The following is a 21156-nucleotide window of genomic DNA, read 5'->3' as shown; positions in this document are numbered from 1 at the left end:
CACACTCCCGTACGGGGCCGTACCGACGGCCCCCGGAAGGCCACCCGTACCAGCAGCCAAAGGACAGAATGACCTCCACGTTCGAAGCCCGCGACCACGCCGACGCCCCGCGCCGCCTGGACGGTCTGCGGGCGGAAGCCCTCATGGACGAGGACCTCGCGGCCATCGACGAGGACCTCGACCGCCACTACGACGGCGACCAGTACGACCGCAGCGAGCGTGCCGCCCTGCGCCGTGTCGCCGGCCTCTCCACCGAACTCGAAGACGTCACCGAGGTCGAGTACCGCCAGCTGCGCCTGGAGCGCGTGGTGCTCGTCGGCGTCTGGACGGACGGCACCCTGCAGGAGGCGGAGAACTCGATGGCCGAGCTCGCCGCCCTCGCCGAGACGGCGGGCTCCGAGGTGCTGGACGGCGTCATCCAGCGCCGTGACAAGCCCGACGCGGCCACCTACATCGGCTCCGGCAAGGCGCAGGAGCTGCGCGACATCGTCGCCTCCAGCGGTGCCGACACCGTGGTCTGCGACGGTGAGCTCACCCCCGGCCAGCTGATCCACCTGGAAGACGTGGTCAAGGTCAAGGTCGTCGACCGGACGGCCCTGATCCTGGACATCTTCGCCCAGCACGCCAAGTCCCGTGAGGGCAAGGCGCAGGTCTCGCTCGCGCAGATGCAGTACATGCTGCCGCGCCTGCGCGGCTGGGGTCAGTCGCTGTCCCGGCAGATGGGTGGTGGTGGCTCCGGCTCGTCCGGCGGCGGCATGGCCACCCGTGGTCCCGGTGAGACCAAGATCGAGACCGACCGGCGCCGCATCCGCGAGAAGATGGCGAAGCTCCGCCGGGAGATCGTCGACATGAAGAAGGGCCGCGACACCAAGCGCCAGGAGCGCAAGCGCCACCAGGTGCCGTCCGTGGCCATCGCCGGCTACACCAACGCCGGCAAGTCCTCCCTGCTCAACCGGCTCACCGGGGCCGGCGTGCTGGTGGAGAACGCCCTGTTCGCCACCCTGGACCCGACCGTGCGCCGGGCCCAGACGCCGAGCGGGCGGCTCTACACCCTGGCGGACACGGTCGGGTTCGTGCGGCACCTGCCGCACCACCTGGTCGAGGCCTTCCGCTCGACCATGGAGGAGGTCGCCGACGCGGACCTCATCCTGCACGTGGTCGACGGCTCGCACCCCGAGCCGGAGACGCAGCTGGCCGCCGTCCGCGAGGTCATCGTCTCGGTCGACGCGCAGAACGTGCCCGAGCTGGTGGTCATCAACAAGGCGGACGCCGCCGACCCGGAGGTCCTCCAGCGGCTGCTGCGCCGCGAGCCGCACGCCATCGTGGTGTCGGCCCGCACCGGCGCAGGCATGGAGGAGCTGCTCAAGCTCATCGACGACGAGCTGCCGCGCCCGGCCGTCGAGGTCAAGGCCCTCGTGCCCTACACCCAGGGCGCGCTGGTCTCGCGGGTGCACGCGGAGGGCGAGCTGATCGCCACCGAGCACACCGCCGAGGGCACCCTGGTGCACGCCAAGGTGCCGGCCGAGCTGGCCGCGGAGCTGGAGTACTTCACGGTGGCCCTGCAGGGCTGACCGCAGTACGAGAAAGGCCCCGGGCGGGATTCCTGGTTCCAGGGATCCCGCCCGGGGCCTTCCGGCTGTCAGCGCACGTTCTTGGTGAAGTAGTCGAACGCCTGCTTGGCCTGCTCCTGGAGGGAGGGCCCGGCCAGGTACGAGGACGGGTTGCGATTGCCCAGGGAGCCCACGCTGACCAGGTTGGGCTTGCCGTCCCGGGTGACGAACCAGCCGCCGCCGTCCGCCCCGCCCGTCATGGTGCAGCCGATCACGTACATCGGCGGGCGGGTGCGGTCGAAGGAGAGCCGGCCCGGGGCCGCGGCGGAGTCGCAGCGCTGGAGCTCCAGGCCGTCGAAGGGCCTCTCGACGGGGAAGCCGTACGCGACGGCGGAGGTGATCTGCTCGCGCGGGGCGTTGAACCAGACCGGCACCGAGCCGCCGACGGCCTCCTCCAGGGAGGCGCCGCCCTCGCCGCGGACGCGCAGGATCCCGTAGTCGTACTGGTCGTGCGCGCCGGCGCCGCCCTCCTGCAGCCAGGTCGGCGAGACCAGCGCGCGCACCGCCGTCCACCGGCCGTAGGGGGCCGCCTGCTGCTCGGTGTACGGCTTGCCGTGGGCGGCCTGGCCGTCCCGGTTGAAGGCGGGGACGAAGACCAGGTTCCTGAGCCAGCCGCCGCCCTTGCCCTCGTGCAGGCAGTGGGCGGCGGTGTAGACGAGGTTGCTGCGGCCCGGGTTGAGCGGGTCGGAGACCACGGTGGCGGAGCAGGCGGTGTCGCCCTTGGGCGTGGTCGCGAACAGCCGGCCGACCACGGCGGAGGCCGGGTCGTACGGGTGCGGCTGCGGCGCGGCCCGGACGGCGGCGGGCGGGGCGTCGCGCTGGACGTCCCCCTTGGCGGGGGCGGCGAGGGAGTACTCCTGCGCCAGGCGGGCCCTGGAGGCGTCCATCCGGGAGGTGGTCCAGAAGCCCGGCGCCACGTCGTTGCGGAAGGCGCTGTCGGCGGTGAACCGCGTCCAGTCCTCCAGCTTCCAGCCGCTCAGGTCGCCCAGGCTGGTCGGCGCCGTCCTCGGCAGCGCGCTGGGCGGCTCGGACACGCCGGGGGCGGCGTCCGGCCCGCAGGCCGTCGCGGTGAGCGCGAGCGCGCCGAGCAGCGCGGCCGCCGTCGCGGTCCGGCGCCGTCGGCCGGTGTTCCTGGGCATGCTGGATCGTCCCCCGTGGTGGTTCCTCACCGCTGTGCGGCGCTACTGCTTGTGGGAGATCCACTCCAACGCCTGCTCGGCGACGGCCTCCAGGTACGGCCCGCTGAGCGAGGTGTGCTCCAGGGTGCCGATGGAGGTGTTGCTGACCAGGGCCGTCCGGCCGTCCGGCATGGTGGCGAACCAGCCGCCGCCGCTGGCGCCCTGGGTCATGTCGCAGCCGATGGTGAGCATGGTGGGCCGCTTGGCGTCGAAGGAGAGCCGGGTCGGCTTGCCGCCGTCGCAGCGGTACAGCTCCTGGCCGTCGAAGGGCTTGACCAGCGGGTACCCGGTCGCCGCGACCTTCAGCCGGTCGCGGGGGGCGTTGAACCAGACCGGGACGGCCGAACCGACCGTCTCCTCCAGGGACTTGCCGGTGTCGCTCTGGTTGTGCACCCGCATGACCGCGAAGTCGTACTGGTTGGCCGCGTCGCCGCCCCCGCCGCCCTCGACCATCCACTGCGGCGAGGTGGTGACCTGGTCGGCCCACCAGGTGCCCAGTGGCGCCAGCTCGGACAGCGGGGCGCGCTTTCCGCCGCTGGAGGCGCCTGAGTTGTTGTAGGCGGGCACGAAGACGAGGTCCTTGAAGTAGCCGCCGCCCTTGCCCTCGTGCACGCAGTGCCCGGCCGTCCAGACCAGGTTGCTCTTGCCGGGGTGCTGCGGGTCGGTGATCACCGTCGCCGAGCAGTTGCCGCGGCCGCCCTTGGCGCTGAAGAACACCTTGCCGGAGGGCTGCCGCATGTACGGGCGGGGCACCGGCACGGCCTTGACCACCGGCGGCTCCGGGTCCGTCACGCCGTCGTCGGTGGCCGGCTTGGGGGTGGCGGGGGCGGGCTTGTCGGCGGGCGGGGCCGGCTCGGCGGGCTTGGAGTCGCCCATCTTGTCCGGGTCCCAGAAGTCCTTCACCACCGGGTTGTCGAACACGTGCTTGGACGCCCACCTGTCCCAGTCCTCGAGCTTCCACTTCTTGAGGTCGTCCCAGGTCCTGGGCAGGCCCTCCAGCAGACTGGTCGGCAGACCGGACGGCAGGGTGATCACGGCCGGAGCGGCGCTCCCGGAGGCGGGCGGAGGGGCGGCCGCCGTGGAAGGGTCGTCGCCGGCCGGGCCGTCCGGCCCGCAGGCGCTCGCGGCGAGCAGCGTTCCCGCGACCAGGGCGGCGGCCAGGGCTGACCGGTGGATCGTAGGCATCTGTGCACTTCCCCCTGTGCGCTCGATCGGGCGGTGGTACGGCGGTTCGCCGCCCTGGAGTCTTCCATCGCCGTACACGACGGCGGGCGCCGCCCCCCGGGTTGCGGACCCGGTCGGGGGTCACCGATCCGTGACGCGGACGCGCCCGCTCCGTTGTCGCAGCAGGGTTCGCGGGGCTGTCGGCCGACTATCACCGATCTTCACCCGTACGAGTGAGGCGTCCTTGTGATCACCCGTCATGGATAGGTAACCCTTACCTGACGCGACGGATACGCGTGTCGCAGGCCCACGCACCGCCACCCGCGCGTCAGCACCCCACGCGCACCAAGGAGCAGCCTTGAGCACCGCCGCCCTCACCGGAGCCCCGCCCGTACCGCCGGCCGCCGCGGACGAGCCTCCCGGGCCCGACCCGCTGCTGCACTCCGACCCCGCCGTCGCCGCCGAACAGGCCGCCCTGGAAGCCCTGTTGCGCTGCTGGACCCGGGAGACCGGCGCCCGCCCCGGGCCGGACGGACGGCTGCGGATCGACGTCCTCGGCGGCGCCGCCCGGCTCACCGCGCCCGTCCGCCACTGGTCGCCCGCCGGCTGGCACCGCTTCGGCCCCGCCACCCTCGGCGCCGGGCCGGGCGGCGCCGACGCCCCCGTCGACGCCGTCACCACCGCCGCGCTGCTCGCCGCCGCGGCCGCCGACCGCCCCGACCCCGGGCAGGTCGCCGACCTCGCCGCCCGCGTCGCCGACTCCGTCGTGCGCACCGCCGAGATCCTCGCCCACCACCGCGGCGCCGTCGAACCCGGCGGCCCCGAACGCTCCCGCTTCCTCGCCGCCGAACAGGCCCTGCTCCTCGGCCACCCCCTGCACCCCACCCCCAAGAGCCGCGACGGCCTCGGCCCCGCCCAGAGCGCCGCCTACTCGCCCGAACTGCACGGCTCCTTCCAGGTCCACTGGTACGCCGTCGACCGCAGCCTCCTCGCCTCCGGCTCCGCCGCCTCCGAGAGCGCCGAGAGCCTCACCGCCGCCCTGCTCGGAGACGCCCTCACCCTGCCGCCCGGCACCGCCGCCCTGCCCCTGCACCCCTGGCAGGCCCGCGAACTCGCCCACCGCCCCGCCGTCGCCGCGCTGCTCGCCGACGGGACGCTGCGCGACCTCGGCCCCGCCGGCGAACCCTGGCACCCCACCTCCTCGGTGCGCACCGTCTACCGGCCCGGCACCCCCTGGATGCTCAAGCTCTCCCTCGGCCTGCGGATCACCAACTCCCGCCGGGAGAACCTGCGCAAGGAACTCCTGCGCGGCCTGGAGATGCACCGGCTGCTGGAGAGCGGCCTCGCCGCCGAGTGGCGGGCCGCCCACCCCGGCTTCGACATCGTCCGCGACCCGGCCTGGATCGGCGTGGACCACCCCGGCCTCGGCGACCCCGGGGGCCTGGACACCGTGCTGCGCGCCCAGCCCTTCGCCCCCACCGACCGGGTGCTGTGCGTCGCCGGGCTCGTCGCCGAACAGCCGCGCGGCACCGGGGACACCGTGCCCTCCCGCCTCGGCGACACCCTGCGCGCCCTCGCCGCCCGCACCGGACGGCCGCTGCGCACCGTCTCCGCCGAATGGTTCCTGCGCTACCTGGACGCCGTCGTGCTGCCCGTCCTGTGGCTCGACGGACGCGGCGGCATCGCGCTGGAGGCCCACCAGCAGAACAGCCTCGTCCTGCTCGACGCCGAAGGCTGGCCCCTCGGCGGCCGCTACCGCGACAACCAGGGCTACTACTACCGCGAGAGCGCCGCCGACCGGCTCACCGCCCGGCTGCCCGGGCTCGGCGCCGAGAGCGACACCTTCCTGCCCGACCCGGTCATCGACCACCACTTCGCCTACTACCTCGGCATCAACCACGTGCTCGGCCTGATCGGCGCCCTCGGCAGCCAGGGCCTCGCCGACGAGGGCGTCCTGCTCGCCGGGCTGCGCCGCTTCCTGGCCGGCCCGCGCGCCACCGCCACCGGCTCGGCGCTGCCCGCGCTGATGCTGGACTCGCCCACCCTGCCCTGCAAGGCCAATCTGCTCACCCGGATCAACGGCCTGGACGAACTGGTCGGGCCCGTCGCCACCCAGTCCGTGTACGTGGACATCCCCAACCCGCTGGCGGACGCCCGATGACGGGCGAGCCGTCCGGGTGGGGCGCGGTTCCCACCGAGGCGGGCGAGTTCGCGCTGAGCCCCGTACGGCTGCCCCGGGACACCGGGCTGATCGCGGGCTGGATGAACGACCCCGAGGTGGACGAGTTCTGGAAGCTCGCCGGGCCGCCCTCCCGCACCGAGGCGCACCTGCGCGCCCAACTCGACGGCGACGGCGGCAGCGTGCCCAGCCACAGCGTGCCCTGCCTCGGGCTGCTGGACGGCGAGCCGATGAGCTACTGGGAGGTCTACCGCGCCGACCTCGACCCGCTCGCCCGGCACTACCCCGCCCGGCCGTACGACACCGGGGTGCACCTGCTCCTCGGCCCCGCCACCGCCCGGGGACGGGGGCTCGGCGCGGTGCTGCTCGCCGCGCTCTCCTCGCTGATCCTGCGCCAAGTCGACGCCTGCGAACGGGTGGTGGCCGAACCGGACCTGCGCAACCGCCGCTCGATCCGCGCCTTCGAACGGGCGGGCTTCACGGCCACCGCCGAACTCGACCTGCCCGACAAGCGCGCGGCCCTCATGGTCCGCGCCCGATCCGCCCAGCTCTCTTAGGACGCCTCCCGTGGACACACCGGCACCCGCCCAGCCGCCGTACGACCTGCTCGGCGTCGGCCTCGGCCCGTTCAACCTCTCGCTCGCCGCGCTCGCCGACCCCGTGCCCGGCCTGCGCACGCTCTTCTGCGACCGGCGCCCGGACTTCCGCTGGCACCACGGCATGCTGGTGGACGGCGCCCGGATGCAGGTGCCCTTCCTCGCCGACCTCGTCTCCCTCGTCGACCCGACCAGCCGCTGGTCCTTCCTCAACTACCTGCGCGAGCAGGACCGGCTGTTCCCGTTCTACTTCTCCGAGCGCTTCCAGCTGCCCCGCCGCGAGTACGACCAGTACTGCCGCTGGGCCGCCGAAGGGCTGCCCACCTGCCGCTTCGGCACCGAGGTCACCGCCCTGCGCTGGGAGGATCCCCACTACCGCGCCGAGCTGACCGAGACCGCCACCGGCCGCCGCTCCACCGTCCGCGCCCGCCACCTCGCCCTCGGCGTGGGCACCGAACCCGTCGTACCCGACGCCTTCGCCGAACTGGCCGGCCACCCCGGCGCCTTCCACTCCGCCCAGTACCTCGACCGCCGCGCCGACCTCGACGGCGCCCGGGACATCACCGTCGTCGGCAGCGGCCAGTCCGGCGCCGAGGTCTTCCTCGACCTGCTGCGCCGCCACCAGGGCGACGGCGTCCGGCTGCGCTGGCTCACCCGGACCAGGGCGCTCGCCCCCATGGAGTACTCCAAGCTCGGCCTGGAGCACTTCACCCCCGACTACACCCGCTACTTCCACGGCCTGCCCGCGCCCGTGCGCGACGGCCTCGTCACCGCCCAGTGGCAGCTCCACAAGGCCGCCAGCGCCGAGACCCTCGCCGAGATCCACGACCACCTCTACGAGCGCACCATCGGCCGCCCGATCGACTCCGCGCCCGTCGAGATCACCCCCGGCACCGCCGTCACCACCGCCCGCCCCGGCCCCTGCGGGGGCCTCGAACTGCACTGCCGGCACACCGACTCCGGCACCGAGCACCTGCTGCGCACCGACGCCGTGGTGCTCGCCACCGGCTACCGGGCCGTCCGGCCCGCCGCGCTCGAACCGCTCGCCCACCTGATCGACTGGGACGAGACCGGGCGCTACCGGGTGGACCTCGACCACCGCGTCGCCACCCGACCCGAACTCACCGGCGGCCTCTACGTCCAGAACGCCGAGCTGCACACCCACGGCGTCGGCACCCCCGACCTCGGGCTCGGCGCCCACCGGGCCGCCGTCATCCTCAACGCCCTCACCGGGCGCACCGTCCACCGCCTGCCCACCCGCACCGCCTGGACGGGCTTCGCGCCACCCGCGCCCACCCCGCAAGCCTCCATCCCTCGCCCCCAGGAGCTGACCCGTGCCGCAACCGCCGGCCGCTGACACCCCGCTCTACCTGCCACCGCACCTCACCGCCGGACACTGGCGCCGGGCCGCGCGCGACCTCCTGGCCAAGATGATCGGCGAGTTCGCCTACGAGGAGCTGCTCACCCCCGCGCCCGGCCGGGCCGAGGGTGAGTACCGTCTCGAACTACCCGACGTCGCCTACGAGTTCACCGCCCGCCGGGGCGCGTACGGCAGCTGGCAGGTCGACCCGGCCTCCGTGCGCTGCACCCGCCCGGAAGGGCTGGACCCGCTGCGCTTCCTCCCGTACGCCCGCACCACCCTGGGCGTCGGCGGCGAGACCGCGGGCCATCTCGTGCGCGAGCTCGCCGCCACCCTCACCGCCGACGCCCGCCAGCTCGCCACCGCCCTCAGCGCCGCCGAACTCGCCGAGCTCGACCACCCCGCCATCGAGGGCCGCCAGGGCGGCCACCCCTGGATCGTCCCCAACAAGGGGCGCATCGGCTTCTCCGGCAGCGACGCCGCCCGCTGGACCCCCGAGGCCCGCAGCCCCCGCCCGCTGCCCTGGATCGCCGTGCACCGCCGGCTCGCCGAGTACCGCGGCGTGCCCGGCCTGGAGCGGCCCGAGCAGCTGTACGCCCGCGAGCTCGACGACGTGGACGCGCTGCGCGCCGTGCTCGGCCCCGACGCGGAGGACTACCTGCTGCTGCCCGTCCACCCCTGGCAGTGGGAGCAGACCGTCCTGCCGCTGTTCGCCCCCTGGATCGCCTCCGGCGAGATCGTCCCGCTGCCCACGGACGGCGACCCACGGCTGCCGCAGCAGTCCATCCGCTCCTTCTTCAACACCGCCCACCCCGAGCGCTGCACCGTCAAGCTGCCCCTGTCCATCCTCAACACCCTGGTCTGGCGGGGCCTGCCCACCGAGCGCACCCTCGCCGCGCCCGCCGTCACCGCCTGGCTGCACGGGCTGCGCGACAAGGACCCGTACCTGCGCGACGAGTGCCGGGTGATCCTCCTCGGCGAGATCGCCTCCGTCACCGTCGACCACCCCGTCTACCGGGAGCTGCCCGAGGCGCCCTACCAGTACAAGGAGCTGCTCGGCGCGATCTGGCGCGAACCGCTCGGCCCCTTCCTCGAGCCCGGCGAGCGCGCCCGCACCCTGGCCGCCCTGCTGCAGACCGGCTCCGACGGGCGGGCGCTCGCCGCCGAGCTGATCGACCGCTCCGGGCTCACCCCCGCCGAGTGGACGGGCCGGCTCTTCGCCGCGATGCTGCCGCCGCTGCTGCACTTCCTCTACCGCTACGGGCTGGTCTTCTCCCCGCACGGGGAGAACGCGATCGTGGTCTTCGACGAGCGGGACGTGCCCGCCAGGCTCGCGGTCAAGGACTTCGTGGACGACGTCAACCTCAGCGACCAGGACCTGCCCGAACTGCGCGACCTGCCCGCCGAGGTCGCCGAGGTGCTGCTGCGGGAGAACCCCCAGGGCCTGTGCCAGTTCATCCACTCCGGGCTCCTCATCGGCGTCTTCCGCTACCTCGCCCCGCTGCTGGAGGCGCAGACGGGCCTGCCCGAGACGGAGTTCTGGGCGCTGCTGCGCGCCGGGATCCGCGGCCACCAGGCGCGCTTCCCCGAGCTGGGCGAGCGCTTCGAGCTCTTCGACCTGTTCCGGCCCGAGATCGACCGGCTCTGCCTCAACCGCAACCGGCTGCTCCTGGACGGTTACCACGACCGCCCCGCCCGCCCGCACGCCGCGCGGCACGGGACGGTGCCCAACGCGCTGGTCGGGGTGGACGTGCGTCTTCCGGCGCCGAGTCCTTCGCGGAGCCCCTCCGGGCAGCGTCTTCCCGCGCAGCAGGATCGGATTGTCGCCCCTGCCCCGTAGGGTGGGAGTGTCATGACGAACGACTCCGAATCCCAGCTCGCGGCACCGCTCGACGACGAGGCTGCCGAGGCCGCCGAGGTCGAAGAGCCCGTGGCCGTCCCGCGCTCGCGCATCCCCGATCTGCTGCACGCCGCGGTGGCGGCCGTGGGCGGCGTGGAACGCCCCGGCCAGCTCCGGATGGCCGAGGCCGTCGCCGACGCCGTCGACCACGGCGAGCACCTGCTCGTCCAGGCCGGCACCGGCACCGGGAAGTCCCTCGCCTACCTGGTGCCGGCGCTGGCCCATGGCGACCGCGTGGTCGTCGCCACCGCCACCCTGGCGCTCCAACGCCAGCTCGTGGAACGGGACTTGCCGCGCACTGTCGAGGCGCTGCACCCGGTGCTGCGGCGGCGCCCGCTGTTCGCGATGCTCAAGGGCCGGTCCAACTACGTGTGCCTGCACCGCGTCAACGAGGGCACCCCGAGCGAGGAGGGCGAGGGCCTGTTCGACGCGGTGGACGCGCTCGGCGGCCCCACCGGCAAGCTCGGGAAGGACGTCCTGCGGCTGCGCGACTGGGCCGAGGAGACGGAGACCGGCGACCGCGACGACATGAGCCCCGGCGTCTCCGACAAGGCGTGGGCGCAGCTGGCCGTCACCTCCAAGGAGTGCCTGGGCGCCACCCGCTGCGCGTACGGGCAGGAGTGCTTCGCCGAGAAGGCCCGCGAGCGCGCCAAGCTGGCAGACGTCGTGGTCACCAACCACGCGATGCTGGCGATCGACGCGATCGAGGGCGCGCCGGTGCTGCCCGAGCACGGGCTGCTGATCGTGGACGAGGCGCACGAGCTGGTCAACCGCGTCACCGGCGCGGCCACCGCCGAGCTGACCGTGGGCGCCGTCAACCGGGCCGTGAAGCGGGCGGCGCGCCTGGCCAACGAGAAGGCCGTGGACGCGCTGCAGGCCGCCGCCGAGAACTACCACGGCCTGATGGAGACCGCCCAGCCCGGCCGGGTGGAGGAGCTGCCCGAATACCTGGCGTACGCCGTCACCGCGATCCGGGACGCCTCCCGGCAGGTGATCACCTCGCTCGGGGAGACCAGGGACAAGGGGCTCAGCGACGAGGACGCCGTGCGCAAGCAGGCGATGGCCTCGGCGGAGACGCTGCACGAGACGGCGGACCGGCTGCTGGAGGGCTCCGAGTACGACGTGGTCTGGATCGAGCGCAGCGACCGCTACGGGCTGGGCACGGCCTCGCTGAGGGTCGCGCCGCTGAGCGTGTCCGGGCTGCTGCGCGAGGGCCTGTACAAGGAGCGCTCGGTGGTGCTCACCTCGGCCACCCTCAAGCTCGGCGGGGACTTCAACGGCGTGGCCGGATCGGTGGGCCTGCCCAAGGAGGCCCGGCTGCCGGACGAGCGCACGCCGGGGGACAACCCGGAGCCGGGCCTGTCCTTCGAGGAGGACGCCGTCCCGTACTGGCGGGGCATCGACGTCGGCTCGCCGTTCAAGTACCCCAAGCAGGGCATCCTGTACGTCGCCAAGCACCTCGCCGACCCCGGGCGCGATCCCGAACGGCCGGACATGCTCGACGAGTTGGAGGAGCTGATCGGCGCGGCGGGCGGGCGCACGCTGGGCCTGTTCTCCTCCATGCGCGGCGCCCAGGCGGCCGCCGAGGCGATGCGGGAGCGGCTGGACCACCGGGTCCTGCTCCAGGGCGAGGACACCCTCGGCGAGCTGATCCGGGAGTTCGCCTCGGACGCGACCACCTGCCTGTTCGGCACGCTGTCGCTCTGGCAGGGCGTGGACGTGCCCGGCTCGGCCTGCCAGCTGGTCGTCATGGACCGCATCCCGTTCCCGCGGCCGGACGACCCGCTGATGAGCGCCCGGCAGAAGGACGTCGAGCAGCACGGCGGGAACGGCTTCATGGCCGTGGCGGCCACCCATGCGGCGCTGCTGATGGCGCAGGGCGCGGGCCGGCTGGTGCGCGCCTCGGAGGACCGGGGCGTGGTGGCGGTGCTCGACCCGCGGGTGGAGACCAAGCGGTACGGGGGCTTCTTCCGCTCCTCGATGCCCGAGTTCTGGTACACCACGGACCGCAACCAGGTGCGGCGCTCGCTGGCGGCCATCGACGCCTCGGCGGAGCCGGTGCGGCCGGTGGCGAAGCGGGGCTGAGGGCCCCGCGAGCTTCCTGGGGAACGACGGAGGGGCTCCCCGCGGATTCTCCGCGGTGGAGCCCCTTCCCGTGGTCGGTGGTGCGGTGCGCGGCCCGTCGGGGAGCGGCGCGGTGCGCGGCCCGTCAGAGGCGGCGCAGGACGGCGACGACCTTGCCCAGGATGGTCGCGTTGTCGCCGTTGATCGGCTCGTACGCCGGGTTGTGCGGCATCAGCCAGATCCGGCCGTCCTCGCGCTTGAGGCGCTTGACGGTGGCCTCGCCGTCGATCATGGCGGCCACGATGTCGCCGTTCTCGGCGACGGGCTGGCGGCGCACGGTGACCCAGTCGCCGTCGCAGATGGCGGCCTCGATCATCGAGTCCCCGCGGACGGTGAGCGCGAACAGCTCGCCCTCGCCGACGAGCTGGCGCGGCAGCGGGAAGACGTCCTCGACCGTCTGCTCGGCGAGGATGGGCCCGCCGGCGGCGATCCGGCCGACCAGCGGCACGTACGAGGTGGAGGGGCGCCCGGCCGTCTCGGCGGTGTTGGGGCGGGCCACCTCGACGCCGCGGACCTCGTAGGCGCGGGGCCGGTGCGGGTCCCTGCGCAGGAAGCCCTTGCGCTCCAGCGCCATCAGCTGGTGGGCGACGGAGGACGTGCTGGACAGGCCCACGGCCTGGCCGATCTCACGCATGGACGGCGGGTACCCCCGGCGCTGGACGGAGTCCCGGATGACCTCGATCACGCGCCGCTGGCGCTCGGTGAGGCCCGCTTCGTCCGTGCGGATTCCGGGGGGGCGCCCGGGCAGGGCGCGGGCGGGGGAGTGGTGGGTGTCGTCCATGGCGGGGGAGTGCTCGATCGGCTGGTCGGGGACGCGGCCCGCGCCGGAGAGGGCCGCTCCGGAGAGGCGGTGTTCTTCGCTACGGTCCATATTGATGTCCACACCCTGCGGATTCGTGGTGCGCTGCCCCACCTTGAACTGGGAGTGTTCCTGCACCGGGATGGTGTTGCTCTCGATCGTGTTCACGGCGGCCCCTCTCGACGGCTGTCCTCTCCCTTTTCCAGCCCAACGCGCCTCCTATCGAAAGGTTGCGCCAAACACACGTTCGAGTGAATTATTCGGGAGTTGACTGACTCGATCAAGGCTTTGTTGTACATCGATTAAATGTTCGACCGGAAGTTGACTTCGGAAGTCTAATCTCCCCTCGACACGCCAGGGGTGCCGCCTCCCCCGAAGACCTAGATGTAGTGGCTACAGTCCTCTCCGTGCCCAGTGGTAGTGGTCACGGCGCATGATCAGCTTGCCGAGGCCCCGGGCACATCGCATAGACTCAACCGGTCCGCACGTCCTGCCAGGGAGGGATCTCTCAGGTGCACTGCCCCTTCTGCCGGCACTCCGACAGCCGCGTTGTCGACAGCCGGACCACCGAGGACGGCAGCTCCATCCGACGCCGCCGACAGTGCCCGGACTGCGGCCGCCGCTTCACCACGGTGGAGACGGCCGCACTGATGGTCATCAAGCGCAGCGGCGTGACGGAACCGTTCTCGCGGCAGAAGGTGATCACCGGCGTCCGCAAGGCGTGCCAGGGCCGCCCGGTCACCGAGGACGCGCTCGCACAGCTCGGCCAGCGGGTCGAGGAGTGCCTGCGCGGCAGCGGCAGCGCGGAGCTGACCACCCACGACGTCGGGCTGGCCATACTCGGCCCGCTCAAGGAACTCGACGTGGTCGCCTACCTGCGCTTCGCCAGCGTGTACCAGGCGTACGACGGACTGGAAGACTTCGAGGCCGCCATCGCGGAACTCCGCGCCGAGCGGTCGACCCCGGAAGGGGAGGACGCCTGCGTGTCCGTCCCCGTCCCCGCGCCCTAACCGGCGCGCCCCCGGCCCCCTCGCGGGCCACCCCGCACCACGACGGCCCCCCGGGGCCCCGCGCGCCCGAAACCGGGGCGCAGAACATCACAAACCGTGCGCAAGCAGGCGAGGCTCCGCCTGCCCGCACACCGGAAGAACGAACCAGCGGTGCCCGGACTTTTCAGGGCGCTTCGGGCGTTTGCCCAGGAGGAGGAGAAGTGACAGACACCACGAGCGGTTCCGCACGAGGGTCGAAGTCCGACAAGACCGCGGCCAAGGGCGCCGGCAAGGCCCCCAAGGGCGGCCTCAAGATCGGGCGCATCTACACCACTCCTGGCGTGCACCCGTACGACGAGGTCCGCTGGGAGCGGCGCGACGTCGTCATGACCAACTGGCGCGACGGCTCGATCAACTTCGAGCAGCGCGGCGTGGAGTTCCCCGACTTCTGGTCGGTCAACGCCGTCAACATCGTCACGTCCAAGTACTTCCGCGGCGCGGTCGGCACCCCGCAGCGCGAGTGGAGCCTCAAGCAGATCATCGACCGCGTGGTGCTCACCTACCGCGCCGCCGGCGAGAAGCACGGCTACTTCGCCACCAAGGACGACGCCGAGGTCTTCGAGCACGAGCTGACCCACGCCCTCCTCCACCAGGTGTTCAGCTTCAACTCGCCGGTCTGGTTCAACGTCGGCACCAAGCAGCCCCAGCAGGTCAGCGCCTGCTTCATCCTGTCCGTCGACGACTCCATGGAGTCGATCCTCGACTGGTACAAGGAAGAGGGCATGATCTTCAAGGGCGGCTCCGGCGCCGGCCTCAACCTCTCCCGCATCCGCTCCAGCAAGGAACTGCTCTCCTCCGGCGGCAACGCCTCCGGCCCGGTCTCCTTCATGCGCGGCGCCGACGCCTCCGCCGGCACCATCAAGTCCGGCGGCGCCACCCGCCGCGCGGCCAAGATGGTCGTCCTCGACGTCGACCACCCGGACGTCGAAGCCTTCATCGAGACCAAGGTGAAGGAGGAGGAGAAGATCCGCGCCCTGCGCGACGCGGGCTTCGACATGGACCTGGGCGGCGACGACATCACGTCCGTCCAGTACCAGAACGCCAACAACTCCGTCCGCGTCAACGACGAATTCATGACCGCCGTCGAGAACGGCACCGAATTCGGCCTGCGCGCCCGGATGACCGGCGAGGTCATCGAGACCGTCGACGCCAAGAAGCTGTTCCGCAAGATGGCCGAGGCCGCCTGGGCCTGCGCCGACCCCGGAATCCAGTACGACTCCACCATCAACCACTGGCACACCTGCCCGGAGTCGGGCCGCATCAACGCGTCCAACCCGTGCTCGGAGTACATGCACCTGGACAACTCCAGCTGCAACCTCGCCTCGCTCAACCTGATGAAGTTCCTGCGGGACGACGACTCGTTCGACGCCGAGCGCTTCGCCAAGGTCGTCGAGCTGGTCATCACCGCGATGGACATCTCCATCTGCTTCGCCGACTTCCCCACCGAGAAGATCGGCGAGACCACCCGCGCCTACCGCCAGCTCGGCATCGGCTACGCCAACCTCGGCGCCCTGCTGATGGCCACCGGCCACGCCTACGACAGCGAGGGCGGCCGCGCCCTGGCCGGCGCCATCACCTCCCTGATGACCGGCACCGCCTACCGCCGCGGCGCCGAACTCGCCGGCGTCGTCGGCCCGTACGACGGCTACGCCCGCAACGCGACCGCGCACCAGCGCGTCATGAAGCAGCACGCCGACGCCTCCCTGGACGCCGTCTCCTACGACGAGCTCGACGCCCCGGTCCGGCTCGCGGCCAACAAGTCCTGGCAGGACGTGCTGCGCGTCGGCGCGCAGAACGGTTTCCGCAACGCCCAGGCGTCGGTGCTCGCCCCCACCGGCACCATCGGCCTGATGATGGACTGCGACACCACCGGCGTCGAGCCCGACCTGGCCCTGGTCAAGTTCAAGAAGCTCGTCGGCGGCGGCTCGATGCAGATCGTCAACGGCACCGTGCCGCGGGCGCTCAAGCGCCTCGGCTACCAGGACGAGCGGATCGAGGCGATCGTCGCCCACATCGCCGAGCACGGCAACGTCGTGGACGCGCCGGGCCTCAAGTCCGAGCACTACGAGGTGTTCGACTGCGCGATGGGCGAGCGCACCATCTCGCCGATGGGCCACGTGCGGATGATGGCGGCGATCCAGCCCTGGATCTCCGGCGCCATCTCCAAGACGGTCAACATGCCCGGCAGCGCGACCGTCGAGGACGTCGAGGAGATCTACTTCGAGGCGTGGAAGATGGGCGTCAAGGCGCTCGCCATCTACCGCGAAAACTCGAAGGTCGGCCAGCCGCTCTCCGCCAAGAAGAAGGAGACCGAGGCCAAGGCCGAGGAGGCCCCGGCCCCCGCGGTCGAGAAGGTCGTCGAGTACCGCCCGGTCCGCAAGCGCCTGCCCAAGGGCCGTCCCGGCATCACCACCTCCTTCACGGTCGGTGGCGCCGAGGGCTACATGACCGCCAACTCCTACCCGGACGACGGCCTCGGCGAGGTCTTCCTGAAGATGTCCAAGCAGGGCTCGACCCTCGCGGGCATGATGGACGCCTTCTCCATCGCCGTCTCGGTCGGCCTCCAGTACGGTGTGCCGCTGGAGACGTACGTCTCGAAGTTCACCAACATGCGCTTCGAGCCGGCCGGTCTGACCGACGACCCGGACGTGCGGATGGCGCAGTCGATCGTCGACTACATCTTCCGCCGCCTGGCGCTGGACTTCCTGCCGTTCGAGACCCGCTCGGCGCTGGGCATCCACTCCGTCGAGGAGCGCACGCGCCACCTGGAGACGGGCTCCTACGAGCCGCTGGAGGCCGAGGAGCTCGACACCGAGTCCCTCGCCCAGTCCGCCCCGGTCGCCGCCAAGCCCGCCGCCCCGACCCCGGCCCCGGCCGCCGTCGAGGCCCCCAAGGCGGCCCCCCGGCAGGCCCACAACTCCACGGAGCTGATGGAGATCCAGCTCGGCCTCAACGCCGATGCTCCTCTCTGCCTCTCCTGCGGCACCAAGATGCGCCGCGCCGGCTCCTGCTACCTCTGCGAGGGCTGCGGCTCCACCAGCGGCTGCAGCTGATCACCGGCTTGACGCACCGCTGAGGCGGGGCGGGGACTTCGGTCCCCGCCCCGCCTCTTCATCGTTGGGGCCGGGCTGCCGCTGCGCGTCTCGGCGCGGTGCGGCGGGCGCCGGGATCTGTCAACCGGGGTTGACGCCAGGGGTGGTGTCAACCATAGTTGACAGCATGAGCGACAGCGGAGAACTCGCGGCCGCGGCGAGCAGCCGTGACCCCGCCGTGGGGCTCCGGGCGGTCCGCGCCCTTCGGGATCTCGCGGACCGGCTGGAGGGCTTGCAGGTGGGCAGCGCCCGTGCGCAGGGCTGGTCCTGGCAGGACATCGCGGTCTGCCTCGGGGTGACCAGGCAGGCGGTGCACAAGAAGTACGCCCGACGTGGAGCCGGTAAGGACGAGGACGGAGGCTGAGCGATGTTCGAGCGTTTCACGGAGGCGGCCCGGGAGACGGTGGTCGCCGCGACGGACGAGGCGCGGGAGCTGCATCACTCCTCCGTGGGGACGGAGCACCTGCTGCTGGCGGCCCTGCGGCAGACCGGCGACCCGTCCGCCGCGGTGCTGATCGACGCCGGGCTGGACCTGGAGACGGCGCGGGCGGCCGTGCGCCGACTGCTCGGGGAGGGCGACCGGGCGCAGGCGCTGGCCTCGATCGGGGTGGACCTGGACGCGGTGCGGGAGGCCGTGGAGTCCGTGTTCGGGGAGGGCGCGCTGGACGCTCCGGCGGTGCAGGAGCCCAGGCGCCGGGGGTGGTTCCGCTCCGGCTCGGTCTCGTTCGGGCGCGCGCCCTTCACGCCCCGGGCGAGGAAGGCCCTGGAGCTGTCCCTGCGCGAGTCGCTGCAGCTCAGGTCGGGCCGTATCGGCGTGGGCCACCTGCTGCTCGGGGTGATCCGGGAGGGCGAGGGGCTGGGTGTGAAGGTGATCGCCGACCACGGGCTGGACCTCGCCGCCGTCCGGAGCGCGATCGAGGGGGCGCTGGCGACGGGGTCCGGGTGAGCCGGGGGTCGTACGTGTGCGGTGCTCGCGGGGCCGGACGTCACGTCAGCCGTCCGGTTGAGTCGGCGAACTGAATGACTATGATCGGCCGGATCGCGTGAACCGAACAGCCGCCCGGAGACGTCTCCCGACGTCGCCGGGCGGTCTGGTGTGCGCGCCCGACTCGAAGGAGACCGCCGATGACCGCCGCCGCCCAGGCCCCGATCGCCCTCGACCCGCTGGCCCGTGACAGCGCCGCCGAAGGCGCCCTGCTGCGGGCGGCCGGACCGGTGGTGCCGGTGGTCCTGCCCGGCGGGGTCGCCGCCTGGGCGGTGGCGCAGCACGCGGCCGCGCGGGACCTGCTCACCGACGCCCGCATGGTCAAGGACGCCCGGCACTGGGCCGCCTACCAGCGCGGCGAGGTGCCCGCGAACTGGCCGCTGATCGGCCTCGCGGTGCCCGGCCCGAGCATGGTCACCACGGACGGCGCCGAGCACCGCCGGCTGCGCGCGATCGTCGCCCAGGCGTTCACCCCGCGCCGGGTCGAGCTGATGCGTCCGCGCGTGGAGGAGATCACCCGCGCCCTGCTGGACGGCCTCGAGGCGGGTCTTCGAACGGGTGAGCGGGTGGTGGACCTCAAGGCGGCCTTCGCCTTCCCGCTGCCGATGACGGTGATCTGCTCCCTGCTGGGTGTGCCGGAGCGCGACCACGCCGTCCTGCGCGACCTGTACGAGCGGTTCTTCGGCATCAAGCCGGACCCGGAGGGCATCCGGGCGACGGTCGCCGCCCTGAACGCCTTCGTCAACGACCTGGTGGCGCAGCGCCGTTCGGCCCCCGGCGAGGACCTGGCCAGCGCCCTGCTGGCGGCCGACGCCGAGGGCGGGGCGCTGACCGACGCGGAGGCGGCGGCCACCCTGCGGGTGATCATCGCGGCCGGGCACGAGACGACGGTGAACCTGATCGGCAACGCCGTCCGGGCGCTGCTGGCGCACCCGGAGCAGCTGGCGCTGGTGCGTGCGGGGGAGGTGTCCTGGGACGCGGTGGTGGAGGAGTCGCTGCGCTGGACGCCGCCGACCAGCAACTTCCTGTTCCGCTTCGCCGCGGAGGAGATCGAGGTCGGGGATCTGGTGATCCCGGCGGGGGAGCCGGTGTTGGTCTCGTACAACGCGATCGGCCGGGACCCGCTGCAGCACGGGGTGACGGCGGAGCTGTTCGACGTCACCCGTGACCAGAGCCGCCACCTGTCCTTCGGCCACGGCCCGCACGTCTGCCCGGGGTCGCCGCTGGCGCGGCTGGAGGCGGGGGTCGCGCTGCCGGCGCTGTTCGAGCGCTTCCCGGATCTCGCCCTCGCGGTGCCGGACGGCGAACTGCGGATGAGCCCGTCGCTGGTGGTCAACAGCCTGCTGGAGCTGCCGGTCCGGCTCCGCTGAGGGCAGGGCCGGTGGGAGGGCCGGTGCGAAGGCCAGTGCGAAGGCCGGACGCGGATCTCGACGGCGGCGGGTGGCTGCGTTAACGTCTACGGATCGGTTCGGCCGCCCGGTCGTTCGCTCACCCTGCGATCCCCGTACGCCAACTCCCGTACAGCGCGATGTCGTTCAGCTCACAGTCGGCAGCACGCCCTGGCGAGGAGAACCGCATTGACCCTCAACCCGCCCGCGCCGTCCACGGGTTCACGCCACAGATTCGCCGCCGTACCCGCCCTGCTGGCGGTACTGGCCCTGACGGCGGCCTGCTCCAACAGTTCGAGTGGTTCCGGTGGCGGCGGCGCAGCGTCGTCGCTGACCGGTGACTGCGCCAAGTACCAGGAGTACGCGGGGCACTCGGGGACCAAGGTGACGATGTTCGCCTCGATCCTGAGCCCGGAGTCGGACAACCTGGAGAAGTCCTGGGCCGAGTTCAGCCGGTGCACCGGGATCAGGATCAGCTACGAGGGGTCCAACGACTTCGAGTCCCAGCTGCCCGTGCGGGTGGCCGGCGGCAACACCCCGGACCTCGCGATCATCCCCCAACCGGGCCTGCTGGCGCAGATGGTGAAGAGCGGCAAGGTCGTCAAGCCGCCCGCGAAGACCGTGGAGAACCAGAACAGGTGGAGCCCGGTCTGGAAGACGTACGGTTCGGTCAACGGCACCTTCTACGCGGCGCCGATGAGCGCCAACATGAAGTCGCTGGTCTGGTACTCGCCGAAGACGTTCAAGGCGGCCGGGTACGAGGTGCCGAAGACCTGGGCGGACCTGATGGCGCTCAGCGACCGGATCGCCAAGGCGGGCGGGCCGAAGCCCTGGTGCGGCGGCATCGCCTCCGGCACGGCGACGGGCTGGCCGGCCACCGACTGGTTGGAGGAGGTGGTGCTGGGCACGTACGGCGGTGAGGTGTACGACCAGTGGGTGGGCCACCAGGTCAAGTTCTCCGACGAGAAGATCCGGACGGCGATGAGGACCGTGGCCGACTGGTTGCAGAACCCGGCCTGGGTCAACGGCGGTTACGGCGACGTCAAGTCGATCGCGACCACCACCTTCCAGGACGCGGGCGCGCCGGTCCTCACCGGCAAGTGCGCGATGCTCCAGCAGGCGTCCTTCTACGAGGCGCAGTGGCCCAAGGGCACCAAGGTCGGCCCGGACGGGGACGTCTTCGCCTTCCACCTGCCCGCGGTGAACCCGTCGATCCCCAGCCCGGTCGAGGGCGGCGGCGAGTTCCTGGCCGCGTTCTCCGACAAGCCCGAGGTGCAGGCGGTGCAGAACTACCTGTCCAGTTCGGAGTGGGCGAGCAGCCGGGTGAGGACGGCGACCGGCTGGGTCTCGGCCAACCAGGGCGTGGACAAGAGCCTGTACACCGATCCGATCGACCAGCTGTCGGCCGCGGCGCTGACCGACCCGGCCGCCACCTTCCGCTTCGACGCCTCCGACCTGATGCCGGCCGCGGTGGGCGCGGGGCAGGAGTGGAAGTCGCTGACGGCCTGGTTCGCGGAGGGCCAGTCGATCCAGAAGACCGCCGCCGACATCGACGCCGCCTGGCCGCAGTAGCCGGCCCGCGCCGGGACGGTCGGCCGGGCTCACCGGGACCATCTGCCGAGGGCGGTGCGGGGCCACCCCCCCCCCCCCCCCCCCCCCCCCCCCCCCCCCCCCCCACCCCCCCCCCCCCCCCCCCCCCCAAAACCCCCCCCCCAGCCCCAAATAAAGGCCC

15 protein-coding genes are annotated in these 21156 nt (G+C 72.7%); 12 read left to right on the top strand and 3 right to left on the bottom strand.

Features of this window, described 5'->3' with window-relative positions:
• Positions 1 to 68: 68 nt before the first annotated feature.
• Positions 69 to 1571 carry a GTPase HflX gene (gene hflX / locus ACIBCA_RS32835; RefSeq protein WP_396286717.1) on the top strand — a complete coding sequence of 501 codons (1503 nt, stop codon included), beginning with the start codon at positions 69 to 71 and terminating at the stop codon, positions 1569 to 1571.
• Positions 1572 to 1639: 68 nt separating this feature from the next.
• Here the strand turns inward: hflX and ACIBCA_RS32830 are convergent, their stop codons facing one another.
• Both ACIBCA_RS32830 and ACIBCA_RS32825 read right to left on the bottom strand, forming a co-directional pair.
• Positions 1640 to 2749, bottom strand: a complete 1110-nt coding sequence (locus ACIBCA_RS32830) for a trypsin-like serine peptidase (protein WP_396286716.1) — start codon at positions 2747 to 2749, stop codon at positions 1640 to 1642.
• A 42-nt stretch (positions 2750 to 2791) separates the two neighbouring features.
• Positions 2792 to 3973: a trypsin-like serine peptidase gene (locus ACIBCA_RS32825; RefSeq protein WP_396286715.1), complete on the bottom strand. Its 1182-nt coding sequence runs from the start codon at positions 3971 to 3973 to the stop codon at positions 2792 to 2794.
• Between the two features lie 337 nt (positions 3974 to 4310).
• Here ACIBCA_RS32825 and ACIBCA_RS32820 point away from each other — a divergent pair, with 337 nt between their 5' ends.
• Genes ACIBCA_RS32820 through ACIBCA_RS32800 form a run of 5 tightly spaced genes read left to right on the top strand, consistent with a single transcriptional unit; the run spans position 4311 to position 12072 of the window.
• The gene (locus ACIBCA_RS32820) at positions 4311 to 6113 is read left to right on the top strand and encodes an IucA/IucC family protein (RefSeq protein ID WP_396286714.1); all 1803 of its coding nucleotides are present in this window, start codon (positions 4311 to 4313) and stop codon (positions 6111 to 6113) included.
• Positions 6002 to 6688, top strand: coding sequence for a GNAT family N-acetyltransferase (locus ACIBCA_RS32815; protein WP_396286756.1), 687 nt, complete (start codon positions 6002 to 6004; stop codon positions 6686 to 6688). The genes ACIBCA_RS32820 and ACIBCA_RS32815 overlap by 112 nt, the downstream gene beginning before the upstream one ends.
• 10 nt (positions 6689 to 6698) lie before the next feature.
• Positions 6699 to 8084: a lysine N(6)-hydroxylase/L-ornithine N(5)-oxygenase family protein gene (locus ACIBCA_RS32810; protein WP_396286713.1), complete on the top strand. Its 1386-nt coding sequence runs from the start codon at positions 6699 to 6701 to the stop codon at positions 8082 to 8084.
• The gene (locus ACIBCA_RS32805) at positions 8062 to 9927 is read left to right on the top strand and encodes an IucA/IucC family protein (RefSeq protein ID WP_396286712.1); all 1866 of its coding nucleotides are present in this window, start codon (positions 8062 to 8064) and stop codon (positions 9925 to 9927) included. The genes ACIBCA_RS32810 and ACIBCA_RS32805 overlap by 23 nt, the downstream gene beginning before the upstream one ends.
• A 12-nt stretch (positions 9928 to 9939) precedes the next feature.
• Complete coding sequence (locus ACIBCA_RS32800) at positions 9940 to 12072, top strand: ATP-dependent DNA helicase (protein WP_396286711.1); 2133 nt, start codon at positions 9940 to 9942, stop codon at positions 12070 to 12072.
• 124 nt (positions 12073 to 12196) lie between these two features.
• Here the strand turns inward: ACIBCA_RS32800 and lexA are convergent, their stop codons facing one another.
• Entirely contained in the window at positions 12197 to 12892 is a 696-nt protein-coding gene (gene lexA, locus ACIBCA_RS32795) for a transcriptional repressor LexA (RefSeq protein WP_396286755.1), read from the bottom strand.
• A gap of 530 nt (positions 12893 to 13422) precedes the next feature.
• On the opposite strand from lexA, the gene nrdR reads away from it, so the two are divergent.
• The 6 genes from nrdR (at position 13423) to ACIBCA_RS32765 (ending at position 20996) form a co-directional block, all read left to right on the top strand.
• Positions 13423 to 13920, top strand: a complete 498-nt coding sequence (nrdR, locus tag ACIBCA_RS32790) for a transcriptional regulator NrdR (protein ID WP_396286710.1) — start codon at positions 13423 to 13425, stop codon at positions 13918 to 13920.
• A 200-nt stretch (positions 13921 to 14120) separates the two neighbouring features.
• Complete coding sequence (locus ACIBCA_RS32785) at positions 14121 to 17012, top strand: vitamin B12-dependent ribonucleotide reductase (RefSeq protein WP_396286709.1); 2892 nt, start codon at positions 14121 to 14123, stop codon at positions 17010 to 17012.
• A 166-nt stretch (positions 17013 to 17178) separates the two neighbouring features.
• The gene (locus ACIBCA_RS32780) at positions 17179 to 17415 is read left to right on the top strand and encodes an RNA polymerase subunit sigma-70 (protein WP_396286708.1); all 237 of its coding nucleotides are present in this window, start codon (positions 17179 to 17181) and stop codon (positions 17413 to 17415) included.
• Positions 17416 to 17418: 3 nt separating this feature from the next.
• The gene (locus ACIBCA_RS32775) at positions 17419 to 17997 is read left to right on the top strand and encodes a Clp protease N-terminal domain-containing protein (RefSeq protein ID WP_396286707.1); all 579 of its coding nucleotides are present in this window, start codon (positions 17419 to 17421) and stop codon (positions 17995 to 17997) included.
• Positions 17998 to 18176: 179 nt separating this feature from the next.
• Entirely contained in the window at positions 18177 to 19406 is a 1230-nt protein-coding gene (locus tag ACIBCA_RS32770; protein ID WP_396286706.1) for a cytochrome P450, read from the top strand.
• A gap of 207 nt (positions 19407 to 19613) precedes the next feature.
• A complete protein-coding gene (locus ACIBCA_RS32765; RefSeq protein ID WP_396286705.1) occupies positions 19614 to 20996 on the top strand; it encodes an ABC transporter substrate-binding protein in 1383 nt (460 codons plus the stop codon).
• Positions 20997 to 21156: the final 160 nt, after the last annotated feature.

Source organism: Kitasatospora sp. NPDC051170 (genome assembly GCF_044455705.1).
Lineage (GTDB): Bacteria > Actinomycetota > Actinomycetes > Streptomycetales > Streptomycetaceae > Kitasatospora.
The sequence above is the reverse complement of the archived record's forward strand: the minus strand, read 5'-3'. Positions and strand labels throughout refer to the sequence as shown.